At 63.2% G+C, this 12709-nt stretch carries 9 protein-coding genes and 1 tRNA gene; 3 read left to right on the forward strand and 7 right to left on the reverse strand.

From position 1 onward, the window contains the following. Window positions 1-58 precede the first annotated feature (58 nt). The 4 genes from rpsG to DXY03_RS10935 form a co-directional block, all read right to left on the reverse strand. Window positions 59-529, reverse strand: coding sequence for a 30S ribosomal protein S7 (gene rpsG, locus DXY03_RS10920; protein WP_006849937.1), 471 nt, complete (start codon window positions 527-529; stop codon window positions 59-61). 41 nt (window positions 530-570) lie between these two features. Next, window positions 571-945, reverse strand: coding sequence for a 30S ribosomal protein S12 (gene rpsL / locus DXY03_RS10925; RefSeq protein ID WP_006850614.1), 375 nt, complete (start codon window positions 943-945; stop codon window positions 571-573). A gap of 72 nt (window positions 946-1017) precedes the next feature. Beyond that, on the reverse strand, window positions 1018-1344 hold the full coding sequence (locus DXY03_RS10930; RefSeq protein WP_114987195.1) for an iron-sulfur cluster assembly accessory protein: 327 nt from the start codon (window positions 1342-1344) through the stop codon (window positions 1018-1020). Between the two features lie 34 nt (window positions 1345-1378). Further along, on the reverse strand, window positions 1379-3064 hold the full coding sequence (locus tag DXY03_RS10935; protein WP_115010444.1) for a phosphodiester glycosidase family protein: 1686 nt from the start codon (window positions 3062-3064) through the stop codon (window positions 1379-1381). 102 nt (window positions 3065-3166) lie between these two features. Here DXY03_RS10935 and gltB point away from each other — a divergent pair, with 102 nt between their 5' ends. Next, window positions 3167-7768: a glutamate synthase large subunit gene (gene gltB, locus DXY03_RS10940; protein WP_115010445.1), complete on the forward strand. Its 4602-nt coding sequence runs from the start codon at window positions 3167-3169 to the stop codon at window positions 7766-7768. A 15-nt stretch (window positions 7769-7783) separates the two neighbouring features. Then, complete coding sequence (locus DXY03_RS10945) at window positions 7784-8092, forward strand: YciI family protein (protein WP_115010446.1); 309 nt, start codon at window positions 7784-7786, stop codon at window positions 8090-8092. On the opposite strand, the gene lipA is transcribed toward DXY03_RS10945, so the two are convergent. Continuing rightward, window positions 8070-8939, reverse strand: a complete 870-nt coding sequence (lipA, locus tag DXY03_RS10950; RefSeq protein WP_115010447.1) for a lipoyl synthase — start codon at window positions 8937-8939, stop codon at window positions 8070-8072. The genes DXY03_RS10945 and lipA overlap by 23 nt on opposite strands. A gap of 86 nt (window positions 8940-9025) precedes the next feature. Here lipA and DXY03_RS10955 point away from each other — a divergent pair. Beyond that, window positions 9026-9099 (forward strand) — tRNA-Pro (locus DXY03_RS10955). Between the two features lie 67 nt (window positions 9100-9166). On the opposite strand, the gene cobJ is transcribed toward DXY03_RS10955, so the two are convergent. Beyond that, on the reverse strand, window positions 9167-10906 hold the full coding sequence (gene cobJ / locus DXY03_RS10960; protein ID WP_115010448.1) for a precorrin-3B C(17)-methyltransferase: 1740 nt from the start codon (window positions 10904-10906) through the stop codon (window positions 9167-9169). A gap of 69 nt (window positions 10907-10975) precedes the next feature. Continuing rightward, on the reverse strand, window positions 10976-12319 hold the full coding sequence (locus tag DXY03_RS10965) for a hypothetical protein (RefSeq protein WP_115010449.1): 1344 nt from the start codon (window positions 12317-12319) through the stop codon (window positions 10976-10978). Between the last annotated feature and the right edge of the window lie 390 nt (window positions 12320-12709).

A 12709-nucleotide genomic window follows, 5' to 3' on the forward strand; every position in this document is an offset into this window, starting at 1 on the left:
GCGGGGAGACTCTACAGGCCAGCCATGAACATCTGTGTTGATGGCTGGCCTGCGAGGCTCAGTAGCGGTAGTGGGCGAAAGCCTTGTTGGCTTCGGCCATCTTGTGGGTTTCTTCGCGCTTGCGAACGGCGTTGCCAGCCTCGTTGGCGGCATCCATCAGTTCGCCAGCCAACTTCTGGGCCATGCTCCGGCCGTTGCGGGCACGGGAGAAGCTCACCAGCCAGCGCAGAGCCATAGCGGTGCCGCGCTCCTGGCGCACTTCCATGGGCACCTGATAGGTGGCACCGCCAACACGGCGGGCGCGCACTTCCACTAAGGGGGTGGCGTTCTTGACGGCTGTTTCGAACAGTTCGAGCGGATCTCCGCCGGTGCGCTCGTTGATCAGGCCGAACGCGTCGGACAGGATCCGTTGCGCTGTCGACTTCTTGCCGTGCTGCATCAAGCGCACCACCATCATCGTGGCGAGGCGGCTGTTGAACTGCGGGTCGGGAAGAATCGGGCGCTTCTCAGCGGCGTTGCGGCGTGACATTAGGGATCAGAACTTGATGGGGATGGGGAAGAAACCGGTGATCACTCCTTCGGAGCCTTGGCGCCGTACTTGGAGCGGGACTGACGCCGGTCTTTCACGCCAGCGGTATCCAGGGTTCCGCGGATGATGTGGTAGCGGACGCCCGGGAGGTCTTTGACACGACCGCCGCGGATCAACACCACCGAGTGCTCCTGCAGGTTGTGACCGACACCGCCGATGTATGCCGTGACCTCAAAGCCGGAGGTCAGGCGCACACGAGCCACCTTGCGCAGCGCCGAATTCGGCTTTTTGGGCGTTGAGGTGTAAACGCGAGTGCAAACACCGCGACGCTCAGGGCAGGACTTCAAAGCCGGGGACTTGGTCTTGGCCTTGAGGCGTGAGCGCTCAGTGCGGATCAGCTGTTGGATGGTTGGCATCGATGGTCGGTGAGCGGTCGGACTCCCGACCTGATTCGACAATCGACCACGATACCGGGTGACGGTCCCCCCTCAAAGGCGGCTGAAGGCACTGCCGCAGGCACAGGGTTCAACCCCATCGCTGTTGCGGATCAGAAAACCACCACCACTGAGGTCGCCGCGGTAGTCCAGGCAAAGGCCTTCAAGCAATTTGAGCTGTTCTGCAGGGGCGTGCAGGGTCACGCCATCGGCCCTTGCGATCGCAACGCCAGCCAGATGTCCTGCTCGGATGCGCAGCACATGTTGTGCGCACTCGCCGGGCGTGAGATCGAGATGCATTTGCCCCGGTGTTCCCGCAACGGCCGCCTGTCGCCCAAGCTCGGCAGCAGCGGCAGCGGTCAGCCGCAGATTGGCAGCCATGCTCAGTTCCTCGGGGCCCCCACTGTCGCAGGTCTCAGAGAGGGATGAGCCCTAGGCCGTTGTGGACTCTCGGGGTGCTGCTTCGCCCATTCATCACGGTGCGTCCGGCCACCACGAGGGTGGTGGAGCTGCCGCCATCCATGTTCAAGGCATCGCGCAGCCCCAGTTGCTGGGCTGCCAGGGCTGTTTCCACAAGGGTGGGATCACTGCCGGCGGCGCCACGCAAGGTCATCAGCCACTGACCGCTCGGCCCCTGGGCCACCACCGTTCTTGGTGCCGCCAAGCTCATGAAGCCCGGGCTGAATCCCTCCTGACGTCCATTCAGCACCACGTTGCCGTTCTGCATCAGCAGTGGACCGCCGCCCAGAACATTGGGTTGTTGCGCGAGGGGGGAGAGTGATCTTTCTGTTACCTGGATCCGATCACCAGGCCGTGCTGGCAGCGGCGTGCGTCCCCGGGCCACCACCAATTCAGCGTCTTTGGGGATGGCGATGCCGCGTTGCAGGCTGTTCTTGTCGACCGTTGCTTCGACGCGGCCGCCGCGAATCAACAGTGCTTCCTCCTCGCCGCTCAGGGCCCGGTAGCGGGGCCCCCATGCAGGTGTGTAGAGGCTCAGCCCCTTCTGGACGTAGCCGCTGTTGAGGGCCATGAGGCTCCAACGGCGACCGTTGTTCACCTGCAGCGTCTGATTCAGACGCAGCCGGCCGAACTGCAGATCCCCTGAGGATCCCCAAGCGATCACACCGCGGTTCAGGATCGGACCGGACAGCCAGACCCCCTGATGCCGCACGGCCCCCAAGGGGAGTTGGTTGATCCGGTTGAAAAAGCCTCCGTTCACTGCGACCAGTGCCCCGGCGGGTTGGGAGAGCTGAGGCAGAAAACGCAGACCCTGTTGCTGCTCGGCTTTGACTAGAGGCTGAAGGGTGATGCCGAGACGGCTCAGCCGTCCGCCGGCACGGAACACGTGAATGGGTTTCACCCCCACCTTGATGGTGCGTTGCTCCAGAACGAAGCCCCGCCTCAGCCATTCGGCCACGGCTGGGTTGCGGAGGGGGAGACGTGCGCGCTGGACCGGGCGGCGACCACCGGTCTGCACACCATCCAGCACCACCCGCCAAGGGGACGCCAGGCTCAGGCTCTTCAGCTTGGTGGCTTGTCCCTTCAGCACAAGGCCGCCGTGGCGATGCAGCTGTGGCGAGAGCCCCCATGCCTTGAGTTGACGTTGCTGGGTCCGCGACAGCTTGAGCTCCAGCAAAAGGTCGCCGTTCAAGCGCTGCACCAGGGCGGGACCGTTCAGGTCCAGCACCAACCGATCGGCTGTTGAACCCTTGCCGCGGCGCAGGTTGTTCACCTTTGGTAGGGGCAGCCGAAGCTCCAGAGTGTTTTCCCTCACTTGGGCGCGGACGCCAGTCGCGGCCAGCCAGTCGCTCACTTCGAGGCCGACTTCATCACCGAGTGAACGGGTCGCCAATGCGGTCAATGCGACCGTTCGACCAAACCATTCCAGTGCTTCTCCATCGAGACGAGACACCCGCCGGAACCCCAGACGGGATTCCAGAACCTCCAAGGGCAGCCAAAGTTCCTCCGGTTCTGCGTCGCTGCCCCGCCAGAGCCAAACCGCTTTGCTGCGCTCTCTCCCGATCAGCACCTCCTCACCGCTCTGGTTCGGAACAGGGCGAAGCTCAGGCGGTGGCGCGGGAAGTGGGGCAAAGGCCAGCATGAAATGCCTTGGCGGAGAGTCGCCTGCCTAGGATCGTCCCTCGAGATGGATTCTGCAGAGCTCGAAGCTGCAGGCCCATGCGATCGTCCGGTTGAGTTCCCTATGTCTGACGCCATCCGTTCCGCTGTCTGGCCTTACTGCGACAGCCCTGCACCCGAGGTTGTTGCGGGCGAGAAGGATGCGTGTGGCGTTGGTTTCCTGGCTCAGCTCCAGGGGCAGGCCAGTCACTGGGTGCTGAAGCAGGCCCTGCGTGGTCTGGGATGCATGGAGCACCGTGGCGGTTGCGGGGGAGATGGCGACTCCGGAGACGGCGCGGGGGTGTTGTGTGAAATTCCCTGGTCGTATCTGAAAGCCGTCTGGCCCGAGGCGGCTGCAGCACGGGGCCTCGGCATGATGTTCATGCCGACCGATGCCAGCCGTCGTGCTGAGGTTCGGGGCCTGTGTGATGAAGAGGCCAAAGCCCTTGGCTTGCAGCCTCTGGGGTGGCGAACGGTGCCTGTCGACCCTGCGGTTCTCGGGCCTTTGGCTCGTGCCACAGCCCCCGTGATCGAGCAGTGGGTGCTGAATGGTGATGCCGACGACGCAAGCTTTGATGGCCAGCTGCTGCGGTTGCGGCGCCGTATCGGTGCCCGTGTGCGGGCCGCTCTGGGTGCTGAGGTGGCCCAGGACGTTTATGTCGCCTCCCTGAGCAGCCGGACCGTTGTTTACAAGGGAATGGTGCGATCCGAGGTGCTGGCGCAGTTTTACGCCGACCTGCAGGACCCACGATTTGAGGTGAGTTTTGCGGTGTATCACCGCCGTTTCAGCACCAACACCCTGCCGCGTTGGCCCCTGGCTCAGCCGATGCGGCTTCTGGGGCACAACGGCGAAATCAACACGCTGCTGGGCAACCTCAACTGGGCCAAGGCTTCAGAAGCCAGCCTCGAGAACGTCTGGGGTGAGGCGGCTGATGACCTGATTCCGGTGGTGAACCCCGCCTTCAGCGATTCCGCCAACCTGGACGCCACTCTGGAATTGATGGTGCGCAGTGGGCGGTCGATCACCGACAGCCTGATCACACTGGTGCCCGAAGCGTTTCGCAATCAGCCCGATCTCGACAGCCGTCCCGATGTGACGGCGATGTATGAATTCAACGCGGGCATTCAGGAACCCTGGGACGGCCCGGCCTTGTTGGTGTTCGCCGACGGCAAGCGAGTGGGTGCAACGCTCGATCGCAACGGGCTGCGTCCGGCGCGTTGGTGCATCACCGCTGACGGCTTCGTGATCATGGGATCGGAGACCGGCGTGGTGGATCTCAGCGGCAAGACGATTGTTCAGAAAGGTCGTCTTGGCCCGGGTCAGATGGTGGCCGTTGATCTTGAACGCGGCGAGTTGCTCGACAACTGGTCGGTGAAGGAAGACGCGGCGCAGCGCTTCCCCTATGCCGATTGGCTGCAGAAGCATCGCCACGGCGTGGCCCCCCAGCCCTGGACCCAGGACCGGCAGGTGGGTGAACTCGATCTGCTGCGGTTGCAGACCGCGATGGGGTTCACCGCCGAAGACTTCGATTTGATCATCGAGGACATGGCTGCCCTCGGCAAGGAGCCGACCTACTGCATGGGCGATGACATCCCCCTGGCGGTGCTCTCCGACAAGCCCCACCTGCTTTACGACTACTTCAAGCAGCGTTTCGCCCAGGTCACCAACCCTCCGATCGATCCCCTGAGGGAAAAGCTGGTGATGAGCCTGGAGATGCACCTGGGTGAGCGCCGGCCCGCCCTGAAGCCCCAGCCGGAAGCTGCCTCCGTCATCCATCTGGAGACGCCCGTTTTGAACGAGGCGGAACTGGCGGCCATCGGTGAGCAGGGTTTGCCTGTCAAGACGGTCTCCACCCAGGTGGCTGTGGAGTCGTGTGCGGGAGGCCTGCAACAGGCCCTCGCGGCGCTGAGCAACGTTGCCGAACAGGCGGTGCGTGACGGTGCACAAGTTCTGGTGCTGTCCGACCGGGTCGATGGCACAGGGGCGGCTGCCCCGCTGACCCCCACAACGGTGGCGATGCCGGCCTTGCTGGCCGTGGGTGCTGTTCATCACCATCTGCTGCGTCAGAAGCTGCGGCTGCAGTGCTCTCTGGTGGTGGATACGGCCCAGTGCTGGAGCACCCATCACATGGCCTGCCTGATTGGTTATGGCGCCAGTGCCGTCTGCCCCTGGCTCACCTGGGAGACCACCCGCCACTGGCTGGATCACCCCAAGACCAAGAAGCGGATCGAACAGGGCAAGTTGCCCGCCCTGGATGCCAATCAAGCCCAGGCCAACGTTCGCGAGTCGCTGGAGAACGGCCTGCGCAAGATCCTCTCCAAGATCGGAATTTCATTGCTGGCCAGCTACCACGGCGCTCAGATCTTTGAAGCGATCGGCCTGGGAGCGGATGTGGTGGAGACCGCCTTCACCGGAACGACCAGCCGTGTTGCCGGGATGACCTTGGCTGAGCTGGCGAACGAAACCCTCTCGATGCACGCCAAGGCTTTCCCTGAGCTCAACCGCAGCAAGCTCGAATTCATGGGTTTTGTTCAGTACCGCAGTGGTGCTGAGTACCACCGCAACAATCCCGAGCTCTCGAAGGCGCTGCACAAGGCGGTGGCTCAGGGCCCTGGTTACGACCATTTCTCCACCTACCAGACCCTGTTGGAGAACCGACCGGTGATGGCCCTGCGGGACCTGCTGGAGTTCAAGTTGGCTCCCACCCCAGTGCCCCTGGATCAGGTGGAGAGCGTCGAGTGCATCTGCACCCGCTTCTGCACGGGTGGCATGAGCCTGGGCGCTTTGTCCCGCGAAGCCCATGAAGTGTTGGCCGTGGCGATGAATCGCATCGGGGGCAAGAGCAACAGCGGTGAAGGCGGCGAAGACCCTGCCCGCTTCCAGATCCTCAAGGATGTGGATGGCGAGGGCCGTTCCGCTTCATTCCCCAGCATTGGTGGTTTGCGCAATGGGGACACCGCCTGCTCGGCAATCAAGCAGGTGGCTTCAGGCCGTTTCGGTGTGACGGCGGAATACCTGCGCAGCGGTAAGCAGCTGGAGATCAAGGTGGCCCAGGGCGCCAAGCCCGGTGAAGGCGGTCAGCTGCCAGGGCCCAAGGTCGACAAGTACATCGCCTGGTTGCGCAACAGCAAGCCAGGTGTCGCCTTGATTTCACCGCCGCCACACCACGACATCTATTCGATTGAAGACCTGGCGCAGTTGATCCATGACCTGCATCAGGTGCACCCCGCTGCCCCCGTGAGCGTGAAGCTGGTGGCTGAGATCGGGATTGGCACCATCGCGGCGGGTGTGGCCAAGGCCAACGCCGATGTGATCCAGATCTCCGGTCACGACGGTGGCACCGGTGCATCCCCCCTGAGTTCGATCAAGCACGCCGGTAGCCCCTGGGAATTGGGCCTCACCGAGGTGCATCGTTCCCTGGTGGAGAACGGTCTGCGCGATCGGGTTCTGCTGCGCGCCGATGGAGGCCTGAAAACAGGCTGGGATGTGGTGATCGCTGCCTTGCTGGGGGCGGAGGAATACGGCTTTGGCTCGATCGCGATGATCGCCGAGGGCTGCGTCATGGCTCGCGTTTGTCACACCAACAATTGCCCTGTGGGTGTGGCCACGCAGAAGGAGAACCTGCGCAAGCGCTTCACCGGCATTCCTGAGCACGTCGTCAATTTCTTCTGGTACGTCGCCGAGGAAGTGCGTCAGCTGATGAGCCTGCTCGGCGTCACCCGCCTCGAGGAGCTGATCGGTCGCACCGATCTGCTCCAGGCCCGCTCGGTTGATCTGGCCAAGACCAAGGGTGTGGATCTCTCCAGCCTGCTGGCCCCGATCAGCGGTGCCGAAGATCGCTCCTGGCTGCGCCACAGCGACCAGGCCCATGGCAATGGACCGATCCTTGAGGATCAGCTCCTGGCTGACGCTGAGCTGATGGCTGCCTTGGAGAACCACGGTTCCATCAGCCGCAGCATCGAGATCATCAACACCGATCGCAGTGTCTGTGCCCGTCTGGCCGGTGAAATCGCCCAGCGCCATGGCAACCGCGGCTTCAAGGGACAGCTCGATCTCACCTTCCGGGGTGCTGCAGGCCAGAGCTTCGGGGCCTTCCTGGTGCAGGGCATGCAGGTTCGTCTGGAAGGCGAGGCCAACGACTATGTGGGCAAGGGAATGAACAGTGGTTGCATCACCCTGGTGCCATCAGACGGTTGTGCTTCTCCAGGGGATCAGGTGATCCTCGGCAACACCTGTCTCTACGGGGCCACCGGCGGTGAGTTGTTTGCCCATGGCCGGGCTGGCGAGCGCTTCGGTGTTCGCAACAGCGGTGCCCGCACGGTTGTGGAGGGAGCTGGTGACCACTGCTGTGAGTACATGACCGGTGGCGTCGTCGTTGTTCTTGGCAGCACCGGCCGCAATGTCGGCGCTGGCATGACCGGTGGTGTGACCTTCCTTCTCGATGAGGAGGGGCGTGTCGCTCCTCGGGTGAACCCGGAGATTGTGGAGGTCTGCACCATCACCACCCATGAGCAGGAGTCGCTGCTGAAGGGTCTGCTGGAACGGCATGTGGCGCTCACGGGAAGTGAGAAGGCTGCTGCTCTCCTGGCCGATTGGTCTGCGGCGAAGGGTCGCTTCAAGGTGTTGGTCCCCCCCAGTGAGCGGGAGGCGATGGGATTGGCTGACAAGCAGGCTGTGGCGGCCTAGCGCCGTCCCCAGTCCGTGGCCTGGTTCGTCAAGACCGAAACCTTCACGGCCGTCGCCGCTGCCCTCTCCGTTGAGCAGCGGCGACCCACCCTGGAGGCTCACCGCCATTGGGTTTTAGAGGAAGCTGCAGCAGGCCGCCGTCTACGCAGCGGCTACCTGGTGGATGGCGATCGGCGTCCGGGAGGCGGGGGTTTGTTGATCTTTGAAGCGTCGTCCTATGCCGATGCCCTGGCGTGGGTGCAGAACGACCCGATGATCCGCGATGGCCTCGTGGACTGGCAGGTGCAGGAATGGATCCCCGTCAGCGGGGATGGCTGGCCATGAGCCGTTGCACTTCGCCGGCGTGGTAACTGCTGCGGGTGAGTGGTGTGCTGACCACCTGGAGGAAGCCCAGCTCCTTTTCGCCCACGGTTCTGTAGGTCTCGAATTGCTCCGGGGTGACAAAGCGGTCGACGGCCAGGTGCTTGGGGCCAGGTGAGAGGTACTGACCGATGGTGACGATGTCGACCTTGTGTTTGCGCAGATCCCGGAGCGTCTCGATCACCTCTTCATCGGTTTCTCCGAGCCCCACCATCAGGCCCGACTTGCTGTAGGCCTTGGGCCATTGGTCCCGCACCCGTTGCAGTAGCTCGAGGGAGCGTTCATAGATGCCCTGGGGCCGGGCCAGGCGGTACATCCGCGGCACCGTTTCAATGTTGTGGTTCAGCACGTGGGGGGCGGCGGCCATCACCGTTGCCAGGGCATCCCAGTTGCCGCAGAAGTCGGGGATCAGCAGCTCAATCGTGGTGAGCGGTGAGCGTTGCTTCACCTGTTCGATGCAGGCCACGAACTGGGACGCTCCACCATCGGTGAGATCGTCGCGGTTCACTGAGGTGATCACCACGTGTTTCAGGCCGAGACGGGCCACTGCCTCCCCAAGCCGTTGCGGCTCGGTGGGATCGAGCTCGCGCACGCTCTTGTCGAAGTCGATGTCGCAGTAGGGGCAGGCGCGGGTGCAGCCGGGCCCCATGATCAAAAACGTGGCGGTGCCGCCTGCAAAGCATTCGCCGATGTTGGGGCAGCTGGCCTCCTGGCAGACCGTGTTCAGGTTCAAGTCCAGCAGCAGGTCGGCCACGGCGCCGATTCGCTCGCGCTGCGGAGCCTTAACGCGCAACCACTCCGGCTTGAGCACGGCGAAGCATCTTCAATCCATGACCCTAGTCGCTGCTGAGATCCGCCTGGATTTCGCTTCACTGCGATCTTTTAGGATTGCGGTGCCGGGATGTGGCGCAGTTTGGTAGCGCACTTCGTTCGGGACGAAGGGGCCGCAGGTTCGAATCCTGTCATCCCGATTCTTGGTTTGCATGGCACTGCCTGGACTTGATGGAGGCCTGAGCTAGGCCGAAAAAGATCTGGCGCTCATTGGAGACTCGCCCCGGGGTAGCCCCGCGGCGTCACCATCCAGCCATCCTCTGCACGGCTGCTGCTGTTCCCGATCAGAACCAGCGTGAGCATGTCCACGGACTCCGGCTTCAAGCGCTCAAGGCTCGTGAGCTCACGGGATTCCTCAGCGCGGCCCAGCTGCCGCGCGAGCGTCACCGGGGTTGTGGGGGGACGGTGTTTCAGCAGGATTCCCTTGGCCTGTCCCAGCTGCCAGTCCCGGCCCTTGGAGCGTGGGTTGTACAGAGCGAGCACAAAATCTCCAGCGGCGGCGGCCTCCAGTCGTTTTTCGATCACGGCCCATGGCGTGAGGCGATCGCTGAGGCTCACGCAGCAGAAGTCATGCATCAGTGGCGCTCCGGCCCGGGCGGCGGCCACCTGGAAAGCTGATATGCCGGGATGCACCGCGAAGCTGGGCCGCTCCTGCTCGGGTTGCTGGAGCAGCAGCTCCAGGGCCAATCCCGCCATGCCGTAGATCCCGCTGTCGCCGGAGGAGATCAGAGCAACCTTGGCCCCTTGTTGGGCCAAGCGCAGCGCTTCGGCACAGCGGTCCCATTCCCGGGTGAGCTGGCCATCGAATCGGATCTGATCCGGGCGGCGCAGGGGCTCCAGAAGATCGAGGTAGAGGCTGTAACCAACCCAGGCGCAGCAACGAGAAAGGGCTGCTTTGGCGTCTCCGCTGAGCAGGGACAGATCCCCTGGGCCGCTCCCCACCAGATGCAGCTCGCCCCTCTCTGGAGCGTGGGGGATGGCGGCCTCGGCAATGGCCACGGTCACGGCACCCTGCTCCCCTATTTCCGGATGGCTGATTCGCTTGGGCTGGATCAGATGACCTTGTTCACCCGCAGCCAGCAAGGCCGCTGCTTCCGCTACCGATGCGGTTCCCATTTCCATGCGCACGACTTCGGAGGGGTTTGGCACGTCGATGGATGCAAGAGCGTGCTCCGCAAAGGTTCGGAACGGCCATGCCCTGGTGCGGCTTAGCTCTTGCAGGGCCGGTTCATCGGCTTTCCGCGCTGCGCTGGCGATGCCGGCGACAGCCTCCTCCGCCAGTCCTGCTGTTGCCAAGGCATCCGCAATGGCCTTCTCCACCAGCGAAACACTGGTGTTGCGTTCACAGCCGATGCCGATCCAGAGCGTTGCTGGATGCCACTGGCAATCACCCTGACGGCGCGCTCCGATCACGAGATCAGCGGCGTCTGGCACATCCTTGGGATCGATGTTGTGCAGCAAGGGATGGCCTTCAGGGCCTTGCCAGGCGGTGGATCCACTGCTCTGGTGAATGCTGATGCTGGATCCCTGGGATTGCCGCACCATCAGATCGCGCCAATGGGCCACTGATCCGCTGCGTCTCCAGCCCCAGCCCTCCCCAAAGGCATCCAGGGGGAGACGTCCTTCATGGGCGCAGGCACCCGTGATCACCGCCTGCCCGCCGAGATCCATCGCGATTTCCCGGGCGCGTTGTTCGGCGCCTGCGGAATGGCCTCCCAACAGCGGAATGATGAATTCTCCTTTCGGGTCAAGCACCAGTACGGCCGGATCCTTCTCCTTGCCTTGGATCCGAGCTGCAATCAGGCGCGTCACTGCTCCCACGGCGCCCACGAACAAAACAACGTTCTCTGCCGTCCAGTGCCCATCAAGGGCGATGCTGAGGTCTTGATCGACTGGCTTGATCCGGTCGATGTGGCCGCGCAGCAGCAAACGCTCTAACAGCGGCATGGCGCTGGGGCTCAGTCCTAGGCCCAGAGCGGGAGCGGCAGATGTGGGGTTCAGGGCAGGAAATCCGGATCAGGGCTTGCGCAAGCGCCCATCGCTGTTGAGCAACTCACGGGCTGATCCTCCCAGGCTGCTGCTTGGCTTCAGCTTGGGTTCCTCGTCGGCTGGCTGCTGAGGCTCCGCTGGCTCACCCGGGGCGGGAGTGGGAGGAGTGGGCCGCGCAGCTTCTGATTTGGATGGGTGTTCAGCAGGTGGCCGCTCAGCAAGCTGCTGTTCAATGAGGGCTGGCTCAGGATCCTGCTCTTCGTTTTCCTCTGGTGCCGCGGGCTCGGGGGTGGCCTCGGGTTTGGTTTCAACCTCGTCCTTGACGACGACCTCTGCTTTGAGCTCAGCCTGAGGAAGGTCTCGGGGCTGTTCTGCCTTCTCTGGTTGTTTCTCCTCAGTCTTTTGAGGAGGCTCTGGCGAGGATTCGACCACCTCCAGAACGTCAGGCTCAGGGGAGCCGCTCAGGCGCGCGAGCTGGCTTTCGGTGAGGCGTGGGCGCATCCAGCCCGGCTTGGCACTGGATGCGGCTTTCAGATGAATCAGCTGGTTGTTGAAGACCGGTGTGATCGGCTCGCCCAGCCCATTCAGCAGTTCCATCTGAATGTCATGGCTGCCTGAGCCGTTCGATCCTTTGAGCCAAAGGGCTTCCTGGTGATCAACCAAAAAGCTGTCCCCATCAATGCTGATGCGGAGTCGCCAGCGTCCATCGCCCTCCCGCAGGTTTTGCAGCGGAGCATTCCAGATCAGCCAATCCACCAACAGGGGTTGCAGGCCCTGCTCTCCGGCTGGTGAGACAGGGACCAGCCAGGGGGCATCACGTTCGGGTTGTGTGCCCTGCAGTTTTTGCCAGAGGTGCACGCGTCCCTGGACTGAGGCCCCCGGTGCTTGAACGGCTTCTCCCCAGGGGTAAGCGGCCCAGGCGCTGAACCGGTGACTGCCCGCCTCCAGGTCACTGATGCGGACCTTCAGGCGGTTTCCATCGCTTTCGCTCAGACGTAGGGGAGCGCGGTTGTCGATTTGGAGCACCACATGGGGCCCCAGGCCCAATTCGGGGTCGCTGCTGAGGGGCCAGTCGTCGATTTCGAAACGCAGCTCAAGGGCGTCAGAAGAAACGATGCTGTCGTTGCTTGGATCGATCAGCCGCAGGGAGGGGCGGTGCTGTTGCAGGTTCTGGCGCAGCTGTTGCACTGCCCCTGGAGGAGCCACTTCCTGGAGCTTCCCGCTGGGGGCTGAACTCGGCAGCGGTTTGGCAGCGGACCCTGCATCGCGATTAAAGAATCCAGGGCGCGCATGAACAGGTAAGCCGGCACCAAGAAGCAGCACTGCTGCCAGCAGAACAGCCCATATCGACTTCAGGCCAGGGCGACGCATCGGGCATGAACAGATCCGATCATTCTGAACAATCCGCCCTTCAGCGGCAGAGTTTTAGTTATTTAGGAAGGAAATATGCGTGAAATTGTATTGCTTACTGCCTGAGATCTTTGTTGTTTCGCTGATTCTCAGCCTTCTGCAGACGCCTGTCGCTGACTGGCTCGCCACGGGATTGAACCTTTGTAACTCAGGGCCCTTTAACCCCCTTCTCCGCCCCTATGCTTCCGCCAGCGGTCCCCTCTTTGGGGCCCCAGCTTCAGTGCAGGCGAGGGGTTTCGACCCCTTTGCAGTACTGACGCCCGAACGCCGATTCCTTGCGAATCCTTGTTCGGGGCCCCGATTGGCTTCGGCCCTTCGGAGGGGTGGCCCACCACCTCGAAACCCGTCCCT

Origin of the sequence: Synechococcus sp. N5 (assembly GCF_900473925.1) — a bacterium.
Taxonomy (GTDB): Bacteria; Cyanobacteriota; Cyanobacteriia; order PCC-6307; family Cyanobiaceae; genus Parasynechococcus.